The organism is Rhodanobacter sp. IGA1.0 (assembly GCF_040208325.1).
Lineage (GTDB): Bacteria > Pseudomonadota > Gammaproteobacteria > Xanthomonadales > Rhodanobacteraceae > Rhodanobacter > Rhodanobacter spathiphylli.
In genome coordinates this window covers 892,529-914,196 of record NZ_CP157948.1, presented here as the reverse complement: position 1 = coordinate 914,196, position 21,668 = coordinate 892,529, and the positions used below count along the sequence as shown (strand labels likewise).

The following is a 21,668-nucleotide window of genomic DNA, read 5'->3' as shown; positions in this document are numbered from 1 at the left end:
GTCATGCGCGTTTCAGGCGATTGGAGGGCGTATCAGGGAACCGGCAAGGGCCGGCATGTGTTGCGGGGAGATCGCCGGCGCGACGAACCGGGCATCCATGGTGCCGGTGGGCAACCATGCGGTCATCGGCAGGGTCAACGCGTGCGCACACGTGCAATGACAGCCACCGGCTTCGCCAAGCACGCAATGGCTCGAATCGTCATGGGCCGATGCCTCGGCCATCGTCGCCACCAGCGCCGGCACCTCGGCAGCTGCGGTGGAAGCAGATCGCAGGTCGGGACCATCGGCCAGACAGATGGTGCCGGTCGCCAGCTTGATCAGCATGACCGCCAAGGCCAGCGTCCACAGGCCGCGATGGCGGCGCAGACGGGCAAGCAGCGGGGACGAAGCACAGGACATGGCGCGATGGTAGCGAGCCAACGCGCTGTTAGACAATTTCAGAAGCGGCTCGACCGCAATGACCCCGGGCAGGTGACGGAAGGCAGTCAAAGGGAAAGCCGCGCTTTTCCCGGAGGCCGGGCTGCGCCCGCAACCGGCAATGCCCGGGGACGCCCGGCGTCCTCGCCCGCCGTCCGGCCGGCCGCGACATCGTGTCCGGCGGTGCCTTCAACAGGGGCCTTGCGTCATTTCGACACGAGCTGCGGCAGGCGCAGGCTCACCCGCAGGCCACCGCCCTCGCGGTTGGCCAGCAGCACGCGGCCACCGTGCGCCTCCGCGATCTCGCGGGCCAGCGCCAGGCCCAGGCCGGTGCCGGAACGCTTGGTCGAGTAGAACGGCAGCAGTGCCTGGGCCAGCACCGTCTCGCTCATGCCGGGGCCGCGATCGGCCACCTCGATGCGCAGCTCGTTGCCGACTTCCAGCAGCGACAGCGTGACTTCGTCTTCCGGGCCGCCGGACTCGTGCGCGTTCTTGATCAGGTTGATCAGCACCTGTTCGATCTGTACCGCATCGAAATGCCCGGGTTGCTCGGGCACGGCGGTGGCCAGGCGGTAGCGGCAATGCAGCGCCAGGCCATCCAGGAACGGCTGCCAGACCACGCTCACCGGCTGCGGCGTGGGCAGCTTGGCGAAGCTGGCGTAGCCGGCGATGAAACGATGCAGGTGCAGCGCGCGTTCGCCGATGGTGGCGAACACGCCGGGCAAGCGATCGAGCTGGCCGCGCCGGGCCAGTTCCGCACCGGAGTGCGACAGCGAGGTGATCGGCGCCAGCGAATTGTTGAGTTCGTGGCTGATCACCCGGATCACCCGCTTCCACGTCGCCACTTCCTGCCGCGACAACTCACGCGTCATGCGCCGAAACAGGTGCAGCCGATGCGGGCGCCCCTGCAGACGAAACGCACGCTGCGACAGGTGGAAGATTTCCTCGCTGCCTTCCATCTCCACGCTGAGCAGGGCATCTTCGCCGCTCTCCACGGCCTTGCGCAGGGTCTCCGGGGCATCCACGAGCAACGCAGCGAAATCCAGTCCGTGCAGGCTGCGGCCATCGTTGAAAAGATGTCGCGACGCGATGTTGGCGTAGGCGACCCGACCGGACGAATCGGTCAGCACCAGGGCCACCGGGGTGTTCTGCACCACCGTGTCCAGCAGCAATTCGCGCTGCACCAGGTGCTGGCGCTGCTCGCGCAGCGTCTGTCCCAACGCGTTGTGCATGCGGATCAGCTCACCGAGTTCGTCGCGCCGATCGATCGCGATGGAGAAGCTGAAGTCGCCGTCGCGATAACTGGCCACCGCGCCTTCCAGCGCGCGCAGCAGGCGGCTGACCGGCGCCATCACCCGACCGGCCAGCCAGAACGCCAGTGGCAACAGCACGATCGCGCTGGCCAGCAGGCCGCCATAGATGCCCAGCTGCATCGGCGCGCGGATGGACAAGGCCAGGTCCTTGCGCATCCACACCAGCAGTTGTGGCAGCGGCCACTGGGTCACGCCCGCGTAGATCGCGGCGCCGGCGAAGGCGGCTACCGCCAGCAGCAGGGTCAGCCGACCGCGCAGCGAATTCAGGCGACGCCACATCGGCCGTTCTCCTCGCGGGGAAAGCGCCCGATCAATGGCACCTGGCGTCGCGGGGAGTCATCGCGCAGTCCAGCGGCGGGCGTCCGCCCAGCCAGGCGCGCTCGGTGCCGAGCACCGCGTCGCGATCCATCGGCCGCGGCGGCGCCTTGTTCCACGCCTCGCCATCGTGACCGTCGCTGAAGCGGAACGGGCTGCTGTTGCCGTCGCCCGGCACCGCCAGCGAGCCGGCTCGATAGTCCGGCGAACTGCTGCTGGGCGCAGGCAGCAGGCTGAGGTCGGTGCGCAGCGTGGGTGGCGTCTGCGCCATCGCCGCCCCGCCGATCAGCGCGGCCGACAAGAATGTGATCAGGCGATATCGCATGACGTTCCCCCAACTGGATACCGATCGCCATCTTTCTACGCCTTCTGGTCAAGAGCAAGCATGCCGATCACGGAACAACGCTCGGAGTCGGTGAAGAAAACCACTTCCCGTGGTTTTCTTCCATCGCGCGTCCGCTCAGGCCGTGGTCGCCAGGCCGTAGCGCTCCATGCGCCGATACAGCGCCTGGCGCGACAGGCCCAGGTTCTGCGCGGCGCGACTGACCACGCCGCCGGCCTTGTGCAGGGCCGCCTCCACCGTCTCGCGGCTGGGCTCGTCGAGATTGCGCGCGGCCGCGGCGGTCACGTGCTGCGGCAGGTTGAGTAGTTCCGGCGTGATCAGGTTGCCACCGGCCAGCAGGGCGGCGCGCTCGATCGCGTTCTTCAGTTCGCGCACGTTGCCCGGCCACGGATAGCCCAGCAAGGCGTCACGCGCCGCTTCGCCCAGTTCGGCGCGGCCGTCCAGGAAGAATTCGGCCAGCGGCAGGATGTCGTCGTTGCGCTCGGCCAGCGGCGGCAGGTTCACCTCGATCACGTTGAGCCGGTAGTACAGATCCTCGCGGAACGTGCCGGCCTGGATCATCGCCTTGAGGTCGGCATTGGTCGCCGACAGCACGCGCACCTTCGCCTGCCGCGTCTTGCCCGAGCCGAGCCGCTCGAACTGGCCGGTCTCCAGCACGCGCAGCAGTTTCATCTGGCCCGGCAGCGGCAGGTTGCCGATCTCGTCGAGGAACAGGGTGCCGCCATCGGCCAGTTCGAAACGCCCTTCGCGCGCCTTGTTGGCGCCGGTGTACGCGCCGGCCTCGGCGCCGAACAGCTCGGCCTCGATCAGCTCGCCCGGCAACGCACCGCAGTTCACCGCCACGAACGGCCCGCGCTTCACCGCCGAGTTCGCGTGCATGATCGCCGCGATGCGCTCCTTGCCGGTGCCGTTCGGACCGGTGATCAGCACCGACACGTCCGAGCGCGCCACCTGGCAGGCCAGGTCCAGCGTGCGGGCCATCGCCTCGGAGGCGAACACCAGGCTGTCCAGGTCGTATTTCTTCTGCAGCATCTCGCGTCGCTGGCGCCGCTCGCGGCGGCCCCGGTTCACCTCGCGGGTGGACTCGGACAGTTCCAGCAGGTTCTCCACCGTGGCCAGCAGCTTGTTGTCGTCCCACGGCTTGGCCAGGTAATCGGCGGCGCCGGCCTTGACCAGTTCCACCGCGGTTTCCAGGTGCGTCCACGCGGTCAGCAGGATCACCGGCAAGTCGGAATGCTGCTCGCGAATCGCACGGAACAGCTCCACGCCCTCCTCGCCCGAGGTGGTGTCGGCGGTGAAGTTCATGTCCTGGATCACCACGTCGACCGCTTCGCGCTGCAGCAGCGCCAGCCCCTCGCCCGGGGTCAGCGCCACCAGCGCGCGGATCTCGTGCAACGACAACGCCAGCGACAGCGCCTCGCCCACGGCCGGGTTGTCGTCGATGATCAGTACGGTACGTGTCATCTTTTTTCTGCACATGCGGACATGGATGCCGCTCCAGCGATAAAGGTTGCCATGACCATGGTCATGCGTACACCCGGGACCGGCTTCATGCCGACCGGGTCGCCACCACCGGCGGCACCGCGGCGGCGCGACGCGCAGGCGCCAGCACCGCCAGCTGACCCAGCACCAGCATCAGCGCCGCGCCGAACGGCAGGTAGATCCACGGCAGACGCGACAACTCGTAGTGGCGCATCAGCCACAGGTTCACCGCATAGGCCAGCAGCATGCCGAGCACGATGCCGGCACCCACCACCAGCAGGTTCTCGATCTGCACGTGGCGCAGGATGTCGACGCGGCGCGCGCCCAGGGCGCGCCGGATGCCGATCTGCCGCGTGCGCTGCTGCACCCAGTAGCCGGTCAACCCCATGATGCCCACCAGGGCCACGATCAGCACCACCAGGCTGACCCCGGACAGCAGCCACACCGCCGCCTTCGACTTGGCCAGCATGTGCGCGCGCATGTCGGCGTACATCTGGTAGGTCGGCTCGAAGCCCTGGATCATCTCCACGCCCAGCTCGCGCGTGATGGTGGCCTTGACGGCCTGGCGCACGCGCTCGGCATCGCCTTCCACCCCCGCCCGCACGGCGAACACCGGCATCGGCCACTGCCCGGGCACGCCGGGGAAAAGCATGCTGTAGTCGATGTTGCTGCGGTTGTCCTGCTCCAGCTTGTTGCGCATCAGGTGCTCGACCACGCCGACCACGGTGCGCCGCGCCGCATCCGCGTCCCGGCCGATCCGCACCACCTTGCCCAGGGCATGGCCATCGGGAAACAGGTGGTCGGCGAGAGCCTGCGTGATGATCGCCGGGCCACTCTGGTTGATGCCGATGTCGCGGTAGTCGATGCCCTGCTCGGTCGCGCTGAAATCGCGGCCGGCGACCAGCTGCAGGTCCAGTGCCTCGCGCAGGTGATCGCCGATGTAGACCGCCGCATCGGCCTGGATGCCGGTCCCCTCGCCGATCACGTCACCGTTCATCTGGGCACTGGTCTCCATCGGCAGCGAACCGGCCAGGCCCACCGCGGCGACGCCGGGAATGGCTCGCAGCGACGCCTGCACCTCGCGCAGCCGGCTCGGCGGCCACGGCTTGCCGCGCGAGGCGATGTTCCACGCCACGACCAGCTTGTCCGGCTGGCCGATGCCGTCCGGCGCCAGGATCGGCACCAGTCGCTGCTGCAGCAGGAACAGCGCATTGCAGGCGATCGCGCAGGCCAGCGCCACCTGCAGCAGCACCAGCAGCGGCATCAGGCGATGGCGAAAGAGTGGTTGGATGATGTGTCGCATGATGATCGCGTTCCCCTAGCCCAGCTTGATCTGCATGGCCGGCGGCTGGCGGCACACACGCCAGGCCGGCAGGATGCCCACCACCAGGCCGACGACGAGTGACAACAGCAGCAGTGCGGCGAATGCCGAAACACTGAAGTGCGCCGCGTCGGCATAGGCCACCGGTTGCATGCGCACGATCCACAACCCCAGCCAGGTCAGCGGCAGCGCCAGCGCGCCGCCGATCAGGCCGAGCACGCCGGTCTCGACCAGGTGTTGCGTGAACACGTCGCGCCGCGACGCGCCCAGCGCACGGCGAATCGTCACGTCCGCCTGCCGGCGCAGGAAGCGCGCCGCCAGCAGGCCGGCCACGTTGACCAGGCACAGCAGCAGGAAGGCGCCGGCCAGCGCCAGGTTGAGGCCGACGTCGTCGGGCACCACGTGGTTCATGCTCATCCACGACGGCACGCCGTACAGCGCGGCCTGCGGCGGATACACGAAACGCCCGGCCGCATGCTGCGCATCCGCGTAGCCCGCGACGAACCGGGCATACGCAGCCACCGTCGCCGGCGTATCCAGCGCCACCCACACTTCCAGCCAGCGGCACTTGTCCACCTCGGCCGACTGGAAGCTGACGATCGCCGCGCCCTTGCCGCATTCCCCCGCGGTCAGCGGGCCCACGCCCGCGGCCAGCGCCGCCTGCGCCGGCACGAAGAACTGTTCCGGCTGGCCCAGCACGTTGCCCTGGTTGCGCGGCACGTCGAGGAACTGCGTGCGCGGCTTCCATTGCGCGCTGACCCCCACCACGCGGAAACTGCCGCTGCCCAGCGACACGCTGCGGCCCACCGCGTCCTCCGTGCCGAACAGCTTTTGCGCCAGCGCGCTGTCGATCACCACCACCGGTGCATGGGCCGCCTGCTCCTCGGCGGTCCATGACCTGCCATGCCGCAGCGGCACGCCGAACATGGCCAGCAGCGGGCCATGGGCCATCAACCCCTGCACCTGGTCGGACTGCTTGCCGTCGGGGCGACCGACCAGCGTATAGCTCTGCGCCAGCGCCACTTGCTGGCGCGCCCGCCGTGCATCGACCAGCGCCTTCGCATCCGTCAGGTTGAGATAGCCGTCCGGCTTGTCGTAGTCGTTGTTGTTGGCGTCGACCGCCTCGCGGGCATCCATCGTCACCACGTGCAGATACGGACTGATGCCCGGCAACGGCTCGCCGGACAGCGCGCCGAAGATGGTCAGCGCCGTCATGCACGAGGCGATCCCGATCGCCATGGTCAGGACCAGCAGCAGGACCATCGACGGCCCCTGCCGGCAACGCCGCCAGGCCAGGTCAAGGTAGTAGCGGAACATCAGCCGATCCCCCGCTTGCAAGGCGCCTGTCGTGGCAGTGCCATCGTGAACAACTCCATGCTCATGTCGAACGCGTCGCCACGACGGGCGGCACCGCCGCCGCGCGCAGCGCCGGCCCCAGCACCGCCAGCTGGCCCAGGCCCCACAGCACCAGCGCGCCCATCGGCAGATAGAACAGCGGCAGGCGCGCCAGTTCGTAGTGCTGCATCAGCTCCGCGTTCAACAGGAAGGCCAGCAGCATGCCCAGCACGATGCCGGCGCCGACGATCAGGAAATTCTCGGTCTGGAAGTAGCGCAGGATATCGCCACGCGTGGCACCGATCGCGCGGCGGATGCCGATGCTGCGCGTGCGCTGCTGCACCCAGAAATTGGCCAGCCCGGTGATGCCCAGCGCGGTGACGAACAGCAGGCCCAGGGCCGAAGCCAGCAGCAGGCCGATCATGGTGGTGTCGCGCTGGAAATAGGCCGCTCGAATCTCCCCGTAGGTCTGCGTGCGGGCGGTACTGATCAGCCGGTTCGCACTGAGTTTCAGCAGTTCCGCCGACCCCTCCTGCAGTATTCGCGCCCGATCGCCGGGGGCGCTGCGCAGCACGTAGAGCACGCCGGAGCCCGGCGGCAGCTGCGGCCAGATCATGCTGTCCTCGTCGACCCCCGGCGTGCGCAGGTTCGGGCGCAGCAGGCGGTCGACGATGCCCACGATGCGAATGTAGTTGTCGCCGTCGTACATGCTCTGGCCCAGCGCCTGCTTGCCCGGATACAGATGCTGCGCCAGCGCGCGACTGACGATGGCCACCGCGGGCTTGCCCTGGCTCACGTAGTCTTCCGGCCGGAAGTCGCGTCCCGCGACCAGGTGCAGGCCCATCGTGCCGACCAGGCCGGGCGTGCCGTCGTAGACGGCAGGTTGCATGCAGCCGCTGCCTTCGATCGTATTGAGCTGCATCGCTCGATCCAGCGCCTGCTTGCTGGGGCAGATGCCGCTGGATGATTCGCTGCGATCCAGCGGCAGCGAATAGCTGACCGCCACCGCCGATTGCACGCCGCGCACGCCACGCAGGGCGACCAGGTCGGCGGCATGCCGCGCCTGCGGATTCTCGCCCTCTTCGATGCTCGTGCTGGGGATCACCGACAGCTCGCTTTCGGCGATCCCCGTCGGCACGCCGATCCGCTGCACGCGATTGGCGATCATGAACACCACGTTGCAGACGATCGCGCAGGTCAGGGCGGCCTGCAGTACCAGCAGGGTCGCGGTGAGCTTGTGTCGACGCAAGGTCGAGAGTATCGGGCGCAGTTCCATGCTGGATGTCCTCACAAGGCCTTCAGTTGCAATGCGGGCGGCACGCGACACGCGCGCCACGTCGGCAACAGGCCGGCCAGGAGGCTGGCGGCGACCGCCAGCGCGAACGTGCCCAGCAGCATCGACGTGTCCATCTGCGCCAGTTGCGCATAGTCGTCGGGGCGATGGCGCACGCTCCACAGGCCGAGCTGGGCGATCAGCAAGCCGGACAGGCCGCCGGCCACGCCGACCATCGCCGACTCGATGCCCAGTTGCAGGAAGATGTCGCGCCGTCGCGCGCCCAGTGCGCGACGCACGCTGATCTCGCCGCTGCGGCGCAGGAACTTCGCCAGCAGCAAGGCCATGATGTTGACGATGCACACGAACAGGAAGCCCAGCGCCAGCCACAGCTGCAGGCGCACATCCGTGGGCACCAGGTTGCGGTGCGCCAGCCAGCCCATCAGGCTGTACAGCTTCGCCTCCGTGGGCGGGCGCTGGAAACGGCCCAGCGCCTTCTGCTGGGCGGAATAGTCGAGCAGGAACTGGCGATACGCCTGCACCTGTCCGGGGCTTTGCAGTTGCACCCAGAATTGCAGCCAGGACATGTTGGCGCTGGTCATGGAATCAGCGGCGTCGTCCTTGCCCCAGCCGGATTGATTCCCGTTGGTCGGCAACTTCAGGTCCACCGCGGCGGTCAACGGCAGGAAGAACTGATCCGCATCGCCAAACGATTGCGCCGACAGGTCGGCATGGAACATCGGCTGCGGCTGCCAGTCGGCGGTGACGCCGATCACGCGGAAGTCGTGTTCGCCCAGTCGCACGACCTGACCGATGCCGCCGCTGTTGCCGAACAGCTTGCGATCCAGCGTCTCGCCGAGCACCACCACATGCGTCCGTGAGGCATCGTCGGCGGCGGACCAGCCCTGTCCATGCTCGAACGAGATGCCGAACATCGCGAAGATGTCCGCCGTGGCATAACGCCCATCCACGCGGAACGGACGCACGTCCGCCCGCGCGGGGCGCACCAGCAGCGAGCCACCGGCCATCGCCGCCTGCCGCGTGGCGAGATGCGCCTCGAGCAGGGCCATCGCATCCGGCCAGGTGAGATTGTCGGTCGGGTCGGGGCCATCGCTGCGATGCTTGTAATCCAGCGGCAGCGGGTCGAGGTGCGGCGTGAACAACGTCGCGCTGCGCCCGGGCAGCGGATCGTTGGTCATCACGTGCAGCACCGTGATCATCGTCATGCTGGCGCCGATGCCCAGGCCGATCGCCAGCACCATCAACGCGGTAAGCACCTTGTTGCGCTTCAGGCTGCGCAGTGCCAGATCCAGGTAGTAGCCGAACATTCCCTTCCCTCGAGTTTCCCCACCCATGCCGACCGGCATGGGTGCCGTGCGTATCGCCTCAATCTCCGCGGGTGACCTCCGCCGGCGCCGCGTCGCCGAGCTTCTGCGCCAATGGCAGCGCATCCGTCACCAGGTGCATCAGGAAGCGGCCCGGCTGCTCCTGCATCACCATGTGCGCCGAGTCGGCAAACAGCACCATGTGTTTAGACGGTGCGTGGATGCGCCCGAACCATTGCTCGGCCAGTTCGTGCGAGGTGGTGTAGTCGTGCTGCCCGACGAACAGGATCACCGGGCAACCGAAGTCCGTCATGTCATCGAGATCCACGTCGAGCAGCGGCTGCAACAGGTGGTTGAGCGTGTACACGCTGCCCTTGCCGATCGCGTCGAGTTCGGCCTGGTCGTAGTCGGGCGAGAGACCCTCGGCATCGGCCTCATAGGAGAAGTCCTTGCGGCCATGAGTGAGGCCGCCGTAGTAGGTCTCCCACTTGCTGCGCGTGCCGATGCGCTGCAGCGTCATCGGCACCGTGCCCGGGTAGGGCATCAGCGCCTCCAGCTCGCGCACGGCCTGCGGGTTGTGGTCGGCCTTTGCCGCACGCAGGGCGAAGGCGAAGCCGATCTCCTCGTTCCTGCGCACGTTCACCACCTGGCCCACGCCGATATAGGCATGGAACCAGTCCGGATGCTGCCGGGCCAGCCGCGTGCCCAGCACCGTGCCCCAGGAATGGCCGAGCAGGAAAATCTTCCGCTTGCCGTAATGCCGGTGCAGGTACTGCACGACCTGCGCCGCATCGTCGGTCATCCCTTCGATGGTCATGCCCGGCGACATCTGCTGCTCGGTATTGGCGGCATAGGTCTTGCCCGCACCGCGCTGGTCCCATTGCACGACGGTGAAGAAATCTTCCCAGGGCGACTGGTAGGTGTAGCTGGCCGGCATCGTCACCGCGGCGGGGCCACCGTGGAGGAACAGCAGGATCGGGTTGCGCCGGTCGCGGCCGCGGATCGACAGCCACTGGTCGATGCCGCCGATGCGCAGCTTGATGCGTTCGTCCACCCCGTTCGGCGAGACGATCCTGCGGGTGTTGCCGATGATGCGGCTGACTTCGGCGCGCGAAATCATCTCCGCTGCAGCGCCGGAGGACGCGACAGGTGCGGCGGACGAGGCGGCCGTCGCCTGGGCGGCCGATGCATCGCGCCACGGCGCGCCCAGCGCGGCCATCGCCAGGAGCAGGAATGCGGTACGGAACATGCTCATCGAAACTCCACGTCGAAACAAATTGAATGCCACGTCGAAACAAATTGAATGCGGTGGATCGCCGCCGAGCGGCGCCGTCATGGCAGCGTGCGAAGACAGCCACACGGTCACACGCTCCGCGTCGCCACGACCGGCGGCACCGCCGCCGCACGCAACGCCGGACCCAGCACGGCCAGCTGGCCCAGTACCCACAGCGCCAGCGCCGCCACAGGCAGGTAGTACAGCGGCAGGCGCGGCAGTTCGTAGTGCTGCATCAGCACCAGGTTCAGCGCGAATGCCAGCACCATGCCCAGCGCAATGCCGCCGCCGACGATCAGGAAATTCTCGGTCTGGAAGTAGCGAAGGATGTCGCGGCGGGTGGCGCCGATGGCGCGGCGGATGCCGATCTGCCGACGGCGCTGCTGTACCCAGAAACTGGCCAGGCCGACGATGCCCAGCGCGGTGACCATCAGCATCGCGAAGATCACGCCGACCAGCATCGCGGCCATCACGCGGTCGTTCTTGAAGACGTCATGGCGCAGGTCGGACACGCTCTGGCTGGCTTCCCGATCGATCACCACCTCGGGCACCGCCTTGGCCACCGCCGCGAGTGCGTCGCGCATCACCCGCGGCATGTCGCCCGGGTTCGCCCGCAACAGGTAGCTGCCGGTCAGGTACGGACCCGGTTGCGCCGGCAGGAATACCGACCACTGGCGCTGTTCCGGCGTCCATCCGGTGGGATCGGGGCGAACCAGGTTCTCCAACACGCCGACGACGCGGTAGTGCGACTTCAGCGACCAGAACTCCTTGCCCAGCGGATCGGCGCCCGGCCACAAGTGCTCGGCCAGCGCCCGGGTGATCTGGACGCTGCCCTCGTCGGGCATGAAGCCGCTGAAGGCATGGAAATCGTCCGGCTGCGGCGCGCGTCCGGCGACGACCTTGGCGCCGAGTGCCTCAAGGCTGCCGGGGCCGCCCACGTAGAATTCGATCACGCCGCCGAAGTGTTCGCCGGCCGCATCGGTTGAAATTCCGGAGGTGCCACGGCGACTGCCGAACGGTATGGAATTGAGCGGCGACACCGATTCCACGCCGGGTACGGCGCGCAAGGCGGCGAGCGCCCGTGCGTCCACGTCGGCTGCCTGGGCGGAGTCGTAGCCGGTCAGCTGCACCGAGGCGAGCGCCGCTTCATCCGCACCACTGACGATGTGCATCGCCGAGACGCGCTGGGAAATGATGAAGCAGGCGTTGCACAGCACCGCGCACGCCAGCGCGATTTCCAGCGCGATCAGCGCGGTGGCGAGACGATGGCGGCGCAGCGCAGCGAGTATCGGTTGAATATGCATTTCTCGTTACCTGATGCTTGGTACGAACGGTGCCTTTCTGAAAAGTCCGGCCATGGATGGCCGGGCTCTTGCGCAGGGACGGCGCGCTAAAGCGTCTTCAACTGCAGCGCGGGCGCAATCCGGCTGGCCCGCAAGGCGGGCAACAGGCCTGCCAGCAGGCTGGCGGCGACGGCGAGCGCAAAGGTCAGCCCGAACATGCCGAGGTCGAGGTGGGCGAGGTCGGCATATTCCACCGGCTGCCGCCGCACCAGCCACAGACCCAGCAAGGTCAGCAGCCAGCCGCCGATGCCGCCGACCAGGCCCACCATGCCCGCCTCCACCAGACACTGGGCGAACACCGCGCCACGACTGGCGCCCAGCGCGCGACGCACGCCGATTTCGCTGCTGCGACGCAGGAACTTGGCCAGCAGCAGGCCGATCATGTTGAACAGGCAGATGGCAAGGAACGCAAAGGCCAGCCAGGTCTGCAGCTTCACGTCGCTGGGCACCACATGGTTGAACACCAGCCACTCCATCAGGCCCGGCATGCGGGTCTGGGTGGTGGCGAAACGCCCGAGCTGCTTTTGCTGCTGCGCATAGTTCGCGATGAAGGCGCGGTAGTCCGCCACCTTGGCGGCGTCATCCAGCTGCACCCACAAGCCGACCCAGACGCACGGCGCATCCTGCAGATGCCCCGGCCTCGGAACGGAACCCCAGCAGGTGAACTGCCAGAAGTTGCCGTCGTTGACGTCAAGCCCGCTGAAAAACGGCATGAACACGTCTTCCGGCTTGCCGTAGAACGACGAGGTCTGGCCTTCGGCGAAGCGCCCGGCGCGCACGTCGTAGAAGAGCGGCGAGGGTCGCCACTTCTTCATCACGCCGACGATTCGCACGTCGCTGTCTTTCAGGCGCAGGGTCTTGCCCACGCTGTCGGCGCCGCCGAACAGGCGGTCGTTGAGGTCGGAGGAAATCACCGCCACGCGCGCACGGCTGGCGGCGTCGGCTGCCGTCCAGGCGGTGCCGTACTGGAACGGCACCTGGAACATCGCAAAGAAGTCGGAGGTCGTGGCCAGCATCGGCACCATCAAGGGCGGCAGCGTGGTGTCCGGCGCACGCACCTTGACCTCGCTGCCCGCCATCAGGGCCTGCCGATCCGCGCGATGCGCGCTCCACAGGTCCACCGCCGAGCGGTAGTCGAGCATGTCCAGCGGCCCGCTCTTGGAGTAACCGGCCGGCGAGGCATCCACCTGCGGATAGAAGATGTGCTGGCTGCGACCGGGCAACGGATCACCGGACAGCAGGTGCGTCACCGTCAGCGTGGTCATGCTGGCACCGATGCCGACGGCGATCGCCAGCACCATCAGTGCGGTAAGCATGCGGTTGCGCTTCAGGCTGCGCAGCGCGAGGTCGAGGTAGTAGGTGAACACCTTCGGTGTCTCCTTCGGAGGTTGGTCTGGAGAATGGGGAATGGGAAAGGCCAAGGCGGGCGGCTGTCGCTCTACCGATTCCCTATTCCCGATTCCCCATTCCCTGCTTGTTGATCACACCGAACGCGTCGCCACCACCGGCGGCACGGCTGCCGCGCGCAGGGCCGGTCCCAGCACGGCCAGCTGGCCGATCAGCCACAACGCGATCGCGCCCATCGGGAAGTACATGCCCGGCAGGCGTGGCAACTCGTAGCGGGTCATCAGGAACAGGTTGATGCCGTAGGCCAGCACCATGCCCAGCACGATGCCGATCGTGGCCAGCAGGAAGTTTTCGGTCTGGAAGTAGTTGAGGATGTTGCGGCGGGTCGCACCCAGTGCGCGGCGCACGCCGATGGTGCGGCGGCGTTGCGCCACCCAGAAACTGGCCAGGCCGACGATGCCCAGCGCGGTGACGATCAGCAACGCGGCGATGACGCCGACCAGGATGCCGGCCATCGCCCGATCGTTCTGGAAGAACGCGCCGCGGATGTCGTCCAGCGTGTCCTTGTGCAGGACGATGCGGTGCGGGTCGGCCTTGCGCAGCACCTTTGCCGCTTCCGAAAGCACCTGCTGGCGCTGGTCGGGTGCCGTGCGCAGCACGTAGCGCGAGGCGCTGGCCGCACTCAATCGCAGGGGGAAGACCATCGTCCACTGCGCCGCGTCGTCACCCATGAACAGCGACGGCCGGATCAGCGACTGCACCACGCCGATCACGCGCACGGAAGTGTCGCCCAGGTAGATGTTCCTGCCCAGCGCGCTCTGCCCGGGCCACAGGCGCTCGCCCAGGGCCTGGGTGATCACCACCGAGCCGACCTTGCTCTGCAGCTCGGGATTGCTGCGCATGTCGTCGTAGTCCAGGTATTCGTCGGCGCTGAAGTCCCGCCCCGCCACCAGCCGGGCGCCGAAGCTCGCGATCAGGCCCTCGCCCATGTACATGGTGGCGTTGAGCGTGGGCAGCTTCTGCGCGGGATCGAGCTTGATGCTGGTGTTCGACGAGCTGTTGGTGAACGGCACCTGGTTGAGCAGGGCAGCCGCGGTCACGCCGGGTATCTGCCGCAGCAGCGCCAGGTCTTCCTGGGCGCGCGCCTTGCCATTGGCGGGCTTGCCGATGTTGGCGACCTGCACCTGCAGCAGTTCGTGCTCGGCCACGCCGCTGGCCATTTCGGTGCGCTGCAGGCGCTGGCTGATCAGGAACACGGCGTTGCAGACGATCGCGCAGGTCAGCGCGATCTCCAGCACCAGCAGCAGCGCCGTGATCTTGTGCCGGCGCAGGGTCGAGAAGATGGGCAGGATGTCCATGTCAGTTGCTCTTCAGTTGCAGCGCGGGAGGAGTCAGGCAGGCGCGCCAGGCCGGCAGCAGGCCGGCCAGCAGGCTGGCCGTGACGGCAGCGACGAAGGTGGCCAGCAGCATCGGCAGGTCCAGGTGGGCCAGCGCGGCGTAATCCGAGGGTTGCCTGCGCACCAGCCACAAGCCGAGCAAGGCCAGCAGCAGGCCACCGATGCCGCCGACCAGGCCCACCGCGCCGGCTTCGACCAGCAGCTGGGCAAACAGCGAGCGGCGCGAGGCGCCGAGTGCGCGGCGCACGCCCAGTTCGCCCGCGCGGCGCAGGAACTTGGCCAGCATCAGGCCGACGGTGTTGACCAGACACACCAGCAGGAAGCCGAACGCCAGCCACACCTGCAGATGCACGTCGCTGGGCACCACCTTGTTGTAGTCCAGCCAGCCCATCACGTCGCGCAGGCGCACATTGGGCGGCCGCTGGAAATGACCCAGCGCCTTCTGCTCCCGCGAATAGTTCAGCAGGAATTCCCGGTACGCGGTCGCCTCGGCCGGCGTGTCCAGCTGCACCCAGAATTGCAGCCAGGTGCAGGTGGCGGTTTTCATGTTCTCGCTCGATCCCTTGTCCCAGCAATCGGTGGAACCGTTGCGGGCGAACTTCAGGTCGGTGGCGGTGGCCAGCGGCACGAACACGCCTTCATCGGCGGAGTAGCTGCCGGTGTTGAGATCGTAGAAATGTGGCGTCGGCCGCCAGCTGTCCAGCACGCCGACGATGCGAAACGCCACGTCGTTCATGCGCAGGGTCTGGCCGGTGCTGTCCTTGCCGCCGAACAGCTTGTCGTTGAGTTCGCGGGTGAGCACGGCCACGTGGGCGCTGGCCTCGTCGTCGCTCGCGTTCCAGCCCTGGCCGTACAGAAACGGCACGTCGAACATCGGAAAGAAGTCGGCGGTGGTGTAACGCGCATCCTCGAAGAACGGATCGATCGAGGACTGCGCCGGCTGGATCGGTACCGCGCCGCCGGTCATCAAGGCCTGGAATTGGGCGCGCCTGGCCTGCAGCAGGGCCATGCCGTCGATCCAGCTGACCTGCTCCGGCGGCTCATCCTGCGGCTTGTAGCCGTCCATGTCCTGCGGATCGAGCTGCGGATAGAACAGCTGATGGCTCTTGCCGGGCAAGGGATCGCCCGACAGCACGTGCAATACCGTCAGCGTGGTCATGCTGGCGCCGATGCCCAGCGCCAGCGCCAGCACCATCAGTGCGGTGAGCGCCTTGTTGCGCTTGAGGCTGCGCAGGGCCAGGTCGAGGTAGTAGGTGAACATTGCGCGTTTCCTTGTTGCGGGCGCATTCAACCAGGATGGCCGACTACGGCACCATGGCCTGACAGGTATTTCCTGATGGCTTCGCTGCGTGCCTGGTTCAGCGGCGAACGCCATTCGGTGCCGTTGGCGACGACGCCGAGATTCACGTCGGCATCGTGCTCGACGAGAAATTCGACGGCTTCCAGGCGGCCATTCCTCACGGCGCTGATCAAGGCGGTCTCGTCATCCGGCACGATGGTGTCGACCCTGGAGCCGGCCGCCAGCAATCGGGCCATGACATCGAGGCTCCCGGCGGCCGATGCGGCAACCAGCGGATTGCCTTCGCCACGCACGGCCTTGTTCACGTCTGCGCCGAGCCCGAGCAGGAGGTTCACCATCGCGAGGTCGCCGCGACGCGACGCGACGATGAGCGCCGTGCCATCGCCGCGCACGCTCGCATTCACGTCCATGCCTTTCCCTGCCATGCGCCGGACGGCATCGAGGTTCCCTTGCCGAACCACGGCAATCAGGGGCGTGGCATCCTCTTGGCCGCGGCCGTCCTGCATGGCCGCGGGCATGGCCCGAAGCGCGCTCGCCGATGCGGCGAGGCCCATCGACGCCAGCATGCTGAAAACCATGAGCCGGCTGGCTGATGTATGGGTGATTCTCATGAAAAGGCCACTCCTGTTCCCTTGGTGAATTACAACCGCTGCCTTCACACCGCCCGCGTCGCCACCACCGGCGGTACGTTGGACGCGCGCCGGGCCGGCACGAACACGGCGGCCTGGCCGATCGCCAGCATCGCCAGCACGCCGGTCAGCACATACAGCACGGGGATGCGGGTCATCTCGTAGTGGCTCATCAGCCACATGTTCAGACTCAGCGCCAGCAGCACGCCGATCACCACGCCGGTGCCCGCGATCAGCAGGTTCTCGATCTGGAAGTAGTGCAGGATGTCGATCTTGCGGGCGCCCAGCGCACGCCGTACGCCGATCTGCCGATGACGCTGGCCCACCCAGAAGCTGGTGAGGCCGACGATGCCGGCGGCGGTGACGCACAGCAGGATCAGCGCGACCACGCCCATCAGGATCGCCATGCCGCGATCGGCCTGGTAAGCCTTTTCGCGGATCTGGGCGAACGAGCGCACGCTGTCGTCATCCAGCACGCGCATGGGATTGGCCTTGTACAGCGCCGGGACCACCGCACGCATCACCGCATCCAGCTGGCCGGGCTTGGCGCGTATCGCGTAGCGCGCGAAGTTCGCGTCCAACCGGATCGGCACCAGCGTCGAGTTCCACGCGAAGCTGTTGGTCCAGGTGCCGGTGCCGGGCACCTGCATGCGCTCGACCATGCCGATGATGGTGGTGGGTTTGGTCGACCCGTTGAGATAGATCACCTTGCCCAGCGCGTCGCCCTTCGGGAACAGCTTGTCGGCCAGCGCGCTGGTCAGGATCACCACCGACGGCTCGCTGTTGTCGCGGAAGCCCTGGTGGCCCACATCGGCGGCGGTGAAGTTGCGCCCCGCCACCAGGCGCAGGCCCAGGGTGGAGAGCGCCTGGTCGTCGCTGAAGTAGTACGTGGTGCGGGTGCCGTGGAAGCTGCCCTCGTTGGTGTCCCCGGGCTTGTGGTCGACGGCGCCGTTCCACGACGAGTTGAGCAGCGGCACCGAGTTGACCGGCGCCACCGAGGCCACGCCCGGCAGCGCGCGCAGGGCAGCGAGGTCGGTCAGCTGCAGGCTGTCGAGCTTTTCCACGCTGGCGGCATCGTCGCCGCTGGGCGCGCCCACCCATTGCTGGCTGACCAGCATCAAGTCGCTCTCGTCCAGGCCGGTCAGCCGGTTCACCCGTTCGATGCGCTGGCCGATGATGAACACCGCGTTGCAGACGATCGCCAGGGTCAGCGCGATCTGCAGCGCGATCAGCACCACGCCGGCCTTGTGCTTGCGCAATGCCGCGAGGATGGGATGCATGGTCATGGGCATAATCCTCAATTGCTCTTCAGTTGCCACGCGGGTTGCACGCGTGATGCACGGAACGTGGGGTAAAGCCCGGCCAGCAGGGTGGCCAGCACGGCGACCACCAAGGTGACGACGAGCAGGGACAGGTCGAGCCGCGCCAGATCGGAAATGCTCTTGGGCAACACCATGCCCACGCTGGCCACGCCGACACCGGTCAGCAGCAGTCCCAGCACCCCGCCGGCCAGGCCGACCACGCCAGCCTCGGTGAGGAACTGCAGATAGATCGCCTTGCGCGGCGCGCCCAGCGCGCGACGCACGCCGATCTCGCCGCTGCGGCGCAGGAACTTCGCCAGCAGCAGGCCCACCGTATTCACCAGGCAGACCAGCAGCAGGCCCAGCGCCACCAGCAGCGACACCTTGGTGTCGCTGGGTACGACCTGCTCATGGTCGAGGAAAGCCGGCAGGTCGCGCAGCTTGTTGTTCGGCGCCCAGGTGAACCGGCCGGCCGTCTGCTGCGCACGCGCATAGCCGTCCAGATACTGGCGATAGGCGGTCACCGCGGCAGCGTCTTCCAGCTCGGCCATGTAGGCAATCCAGATGCAGCTGGATTGCTGCAGGCCGACGAAGCCCGACTCCTTCGGCGTTTCGCTGCAGTTGGTGTTGCCGTCATTGGGGATGCCCACGGCGATGGCGCGCTCGAAGGGAATGAACACGTCCTCGACCTGCTCGCTGAAGCCGCCGGTGTTGACCACGTCGTAGAAGCGCGGCTGCGGATTCCAGTTGTCCAGCACGCCGACCACGCGGTAGTCCTTGCCCTCGATGTTCACCGTCTTGCCCACGCTGTTGACCGCGCCGAACAGCTTTTCGTTGAGCTTGCTGCTGATCACCACCACCGCCGCGCGCTGTGCGTCGTCCTGCGCATCCCAGCCGCTGCCGTACAGGAACGGCGCGTCGAGCATCGGGAAGAACTCGCTGTAGACGGCGTGTCCGCCCACGTTGAGCGGATGCTTGCCGGCCTGCGCCGGCACCACCGAAGGCGAGATCTGGTACATCGCCGATTGACGCTTCGCGCGGTGGTCGCGCATCAGCGCCATCGCGTCGGTGTAGTTCATCGCATCCTGCGGCTCATTGTCGTCGCCGCCGCGGTGCCCCTTCGGCCCCCAGGCGTCGATCTGCGGCACGAACAGCTGCGACGACTTCCACGGGATCGGATCGCCCGACACGGCGCGGAACACCGACCAGGTGGTCATCGACGCGGCCACGCCGAAGCCGATCGCCAGCACCATCAGCGCGGTCAGGCCGGGACTTCGCTTGAGGCTGCGCAGGGCCAGTTCGAGGTAGTAGGCAAGCATTCCGTTCACTCCGAGGGTTGTCTTCTCCCCTGCCCTGCAGGGAGGAAGTGGGAACTCACACGCTGCGTGTCGCCTCCACCGGCGACACGCGTGAAGCACGCAGCGCCGGGGCCAGCACCGCGCCCTGGCCAAGCACCAGCAACGCCGCCACCCCGGCCACCACATAGGCCAGCGACAACCGCGCCATTTCGAACTGGGTCACCATCCACAGGTTGATGCCGATCGCCAGCACCGCACCGGCCAGCACGCCGCCAATCCCGATCAGCAGGTTTTCGGTGAGGAAGTAGCTGAGGATGTCGCCGCGGGTGGCGCCCAGCGCACGGCGCACGCCGATCTGCTTGCGCCGCTGGCCGACCCAGAAGCTGGTCAGGCCCACGATGCCGGCGGCAGTGATCGCCAGCAGCACCACGCTGATGATGCCCATCAGGATCGCCATGCCCACGTCACGCTCGTAAGCCCGCTGGCGCACTTGGGCGAAGCTCATCACGCCATCCTTGTGGTCGATGATGCGCATGCGGCTCTGCGCGAACAGCGCCTTCGGCGCATCGCGCATCGCGGCCTCCAGCTGGCCGGGCTTCGCGCGGACCAGGTAGTAGGTGTAGTCGTTCAACAGCCGCGCCGGGATCAGCACCGCGTTGTACGCATACGGGCCGGCCCAGCTGCCGGTCATGTGCGCCTGCAAGGTGTCGGTGACGCCGATCACCGTGGATGGCGCCTGGCCCATCGACACATAGATGGTCTTGCCCAGCGCCGATCCCTGCGGGAACAACCGCCGCGCCAGGTCCTTGCTGATGATCACCTGGGCGGCGTGCATCGCGTCGCGGGGCTTCTGCGCGGCGACTTCGCTGGCGGTGAAATTGCGTCCCTCGATCAGGCGCGTGCCCAGCGTGGCCAGCGTGTGGTCGTCGGAAAAGAAGATCGCCGAGTCGGTAGTCATCCTGGGCTGGTCAGGTTGCAGCTTGATGTAGTTGTCCCAGCCGGTGCCACGCAGCGGAAAGCTGTTGGTCGAGGCCGCGTCCTGCACGCTGCCGAGCTGGCGCAGGGCGATCAGGTCAGCCTGCATCTGCGCGTCGATGCGCTGCGTGTCGGACTTGTCTGCCCAGTCGCTGCGGATCACGAACAGGTTGCTCTCGCTCACTCCGCTGGGACGTGACATGCGCGTGATGCGTTGCTGGATGATGAACAGCGCATTGCAGACGATGGCGAGGGTCAGGGCGATCTGCAGCGCGATCAGCACAGTGCCGGCCTTGTGATGGCGCATCGCGGCGAGGATGGGTCGGATCTGCATCGTCATCGCCCTCAATTGCTCTTCAGCTGCCAGGCCGGCTGCACCTGCGCGGCGCGCCAGGTGGGATAGAACGCGGCCAGCACGGTGGCCGCGATCGCCACCAGCAGGGTCGTCGCCACCAGCGACAAGTCGAGATGCGCAAGCCGGGCGATCTCCGGCTCGAACAGCAGGCCCACGCCGAACATGCCCAGTGCGGTGAGCAGCAAGCCGAGCACGCCGCCGGCCAGGCCCACGGCGGCCGCCTCGATCAGGAACTGGCGGTAGATCTCGCGCCGCGGCGCGCCCAGCGCGCGGCGTACGCCGATCTCGGCGGCGCGGCGCATGAACTTGGCCAGCAGCAGGCCGATCGTGTTGACCATGCAGATCGCGAAGAAGCCCAGCGCCACCATCAGCGAGATGCGGCTTTCCGGCGGCACTACCCGTTCGTAGTCGAGCCAGTCGTTGACGTCGCGCAGGCGCACGTTCGGCGCCCAGTGGAAGCGGCCGGCGCGCTGCTGCTCGGCGGCGTAATGGGTCAGGAATTCGCGGTAGCCGGTCGCGGCGGCCGGGTCGGGCAGCTCCACCCACACCGGCACCCACACGCATTCGCTGTGCAGCCAGGCTTCGCGGCCGACACCGAAATCCGTGTTGCTGCCGCAGTTGTTGCGCCCGGAGGTGTCCATTGCCACATCGATCGCCCGGGTGAACGGCAGGTACAGCTGCACCGGATCGCCGAAGGCGTTGTGGCTGAACAGGTCGTAGAAGCGCGGCTTCGGATCCCAGTGCGCAGTCACTCCGACGATGCGGTAGCTGTGCCGATCCATGGTGATCTCGCGGCCCACGCTGTTGGCGCCGTTGAAGAGCTGCTGGTTGAGCTCGTGGCTGATCACCGCCACGGCGGCGCGGCCGTCGTCGTCACCGGCACGCCAGGCGCCGCCGTACTCGAATGGCACCTCGAACATGTTGAAGAAGTCGGCGTTGGTGGCGTAGCCGTCGGCGATGAATGGCAGACTCTGGTTGCCTTCGGGCAGCACCGACGGCGCGACGTTGAAGAACAGCGTCTGGTGGGCGGCCTTGTGCGCAGCGACCAGGGCAGTGGCATCGGTATAGGTGAGCGCCTCGGGCGGCTCGCCGTTGTCGTTGTACCGGGGGCCCCGGTTGTCGACCAGCACCGTGTACAGCTGCGAGGACTTGCCCGGAATCGGATCACCCGACACCGCACGGAACACCGACCACGTGATCATCGACGCGGCCACGCCAAAACCCACCGCCATCACCATCAGCGCGGTGAGCATGGGGTTGCGCCGAAGACTGCGCAGGCCGAGTTGAAGGTAGTAGGCGAACATGCTTGGGTTCCGGGAATGAAGG

General features: G+C 67.4%; 18 protein-coding genes. All 18 read right to left on the bottom strand.

Annotation, left to right across the window (positions count from 1 at the left end):
- Nucleotides 1-12 precede the first annotated feature (12 nt).
- The 18 genes from ABNK63_RS03965 to ABNK63_RS03880 all read right to left on the bottom strand — a co-directional run bounded on the left by ABNK63_RS03965 (nucleotide 13) and on the right by ABNK63_RS03880 (nucleotide 21,646).
- On the bottom strand, nucleotides 13-489 hold the full coding sequence (locus tag ABNK63_RS03965) for a hypothetical protein (protein WP_350016759.1): 477 nt from the start codon (nucleotides 487-489) through the stop codon (nucleotides 13-15).
- Between the two features lie 134 nt (nucleotides 490-623).
- A complete protein-coding gene (locus tag ABNK63_RS03960; RefSeq protein WP_350016758.1) occupies nucleotides 624-2,009 on the bottom strand; it encodes an ATP-binding protein in 1,386 nt (461 codons plus the stop codon).
- Nucleotides 2,010-2,040: 31 nt separating this feature from the next.
- Complete coding sequence (locus ABNK63_RS03955) at nucleotides 2,041-2,370, bottom strand: hypothetical protein (RefSeq protein ID WP_007810068.1); 330 nt, start codon at nucleotides 2,368-2,370, stop codon at nucleotides 2,041-2,043.
- A gap of 135 nt (nucleotides 2,371-2,505) precedes the next feature.
- Nucleotides 2,506-3,852 carry a sigma-54 dependent transcriptional regulator gene (locus ABNK63_RS03950; protein ID WP_350016757.1) on the bottom strand — a complete coding sequence of 449 codons (1,347 nt, stop codon included), beginning with the start codon at nucleotides 3,850-3,852 and terminating at the stop codon, nucleotides 2,506-2,508.
- A gap of 85 nt (nucleotides 3,853-3,937) precedes the next feature.
- Nucleotides 3,938-5,173 carry an FtsX-like permease family protein gene (locus ABNK63_RS03945; protein ID WP_350016756.1) on the bottom strand — a complete coding sequence of 412 codons (1,236 nt, stop codon included), beginning with the start codon at nucleotides 5,171-5,173 and terminating at the stop codon, nucleotides 3,938-3,940.
- 15 nt (nucleotides 5,174-5,188) lie between these two features.
- On the bottom strand, nucleotides 5,189-6,508 hold the full coding sequence (locus ABNK63_RS03940; protein ID WP_350016755.1) for an ABC transporter permease: 1,320 nt from the start codon (nucleotides 6,506-6,508) through the stop codon (nucleotides 5,189-5,191).
- 61 nt (nucleotides 6,509-6,569) lie between these two features.
- The gene (locus ABNK63_RS03935) at nucleotides 6,570-7,802 is read right to left on the bottom strand and encodes an FtsX-like permease family protein (protein WP_350016754.1); all 1,233 of its coding nucleotides are present in this window, start codon (nucleotides 7,800-7,802) and stop codon (nucleotides 6,570-6,572) included.
- A gap of 11 nt (nucleotides 7,803-7,813) precedes the next feature.
- Nucleotides 7,814-9,127, bottom strand: a complete 1,314-nt coding sequence (locus ABNK63_RS03930; protein ID WP_007810073.1) for an ABC transporter permease — start codon at nucleotides 9,125-9,127, stop codon at nucleotides 7,814-7,816.
- A 58-nt stretch (nucleotides 9,128-9,185) separates the two neighbouring features.
- Entirely contained in the window at nucleotides 9,186-10,379 is a 1,194-nt protein-coding gene (locus tag ABNK63_RS03925) for an alpha/beta hydrolase (protein ID WP_350016753.1), read from the bottom strand.
- A 107-nt stretch (nucleotides 10,380-10,486) separates the two neighbouring features.
- Nucleotides 10,487-11,701: an FtsX-like permease family protein gene (locus tag ABNK63_RS03920; protein WP_350016752.1), complete on the bottom strand. Its 1,215-nt coding sequence runs from the start codon at nucleotides 11,699-11,701 to the stop codon at nucleotides 10,487-10,489.
- 86 nt (nucleotides 11,702-11,787) lie between these two features.
- Nucleotides 11,788-13,107, bottom strand: a complete 1,320-nt coding sequence (locus ABNK63_RS03915) for an ABC transporter permease (protein WP_350016751.1) — start codon at nucleotides 13,105-13,107, stop codon at nucleotides 11,788-11,790.
- Between the two features lie 114 nt (nucleotides 13,108-13,221).
- Complete coding sequence (locus ABNK63_RS03910; protein ID WP_350016750.1) at nucleotides 13,222-14,445, bottom strand: FtsX-like permease family protein; 1,224 nt, start codon at nucleotides 14,443-14,445, stop codon at nucleotides 13,222-13,224.
- Nucleotide 14,446: 1 nt separating this feature from the next.
- Entirely contained in the window at nucleotides 14,447-15,745 is a 1,299-nt protein-coding gene (locus ABNK63_RS03905; RefSeq protein WP_350016749.1) for an ABC transporter permease, read from the bottom strand.
- Nucleotides 15,746-15,771: 26 nt separating this feature from the next.
- Nucleotides 15,772-16,395 (bottom strand): ankyrin repeat domain-containing protein, encoded by a 624-nt coding sequence (locus tag ABNK63_RS03900; protein ID WP_350016748.1) that lies wholly within the window; start codon nucleotides 16,393-16,395, stop codon nucleotides 15,772-15,774.
- Between the two features lie 44 nt (nucleotides 16,396-16,439).
- Nucleotides 16,440-17,699, bottom strand: coding sequence for an ABC transporter permease (locus ABNK63_RS03895; protein ID WP_350016747.1), 1,260 nt, complete (start codon nucleotides 17,697-17,699; stop codon nucleotides 16,440-16,442).
- Nucleotides 17,700-17,710: 11 nt separating this feature from the next.
- Nucleotides 17,711-19,033, bottom strand: a complete 1,323-nt coding sequence (locus ABNK63_RS03890; protein ID WP_350016746.1) for an ABC transporter permease — start codon at nucleotides 19,031-19,033, stop codon at nucleotides 17,711-17,713.
- 55 nt (nucleotides 19,034-19,088) lie between these two features.
- The gene (locus ABNK63_RS03885) at nucleotides 19,089-20,327 is read right to left on the bottom strand and encodes an FtsX-like permease family protein (RefSeq protein WP_007810087.1); all 1,239 of its coding nucleotides are present in this window, start codon (nucleotides 20,325-20,327) and stop codon (nucleotides 19,089-19,091) included.
- Nucleotides 20,328-20,332: 5 nt separating this feature from the next.
- The gene (locus ABNK63_RS03880) at nucleotides 20,333-21,646 is read right to left on the bottom strand and encodes an ABC transporter permease (protein WP_350016745.1); all 1,314 of its coding nucleotides are present in this window, start codon (nucleotides 21,644-21,646) and stop codon (nucleotides 20,333-20,335) included.
- Nucleotides 21,647-21,668 lie beyond the last annotated feature (22 nt).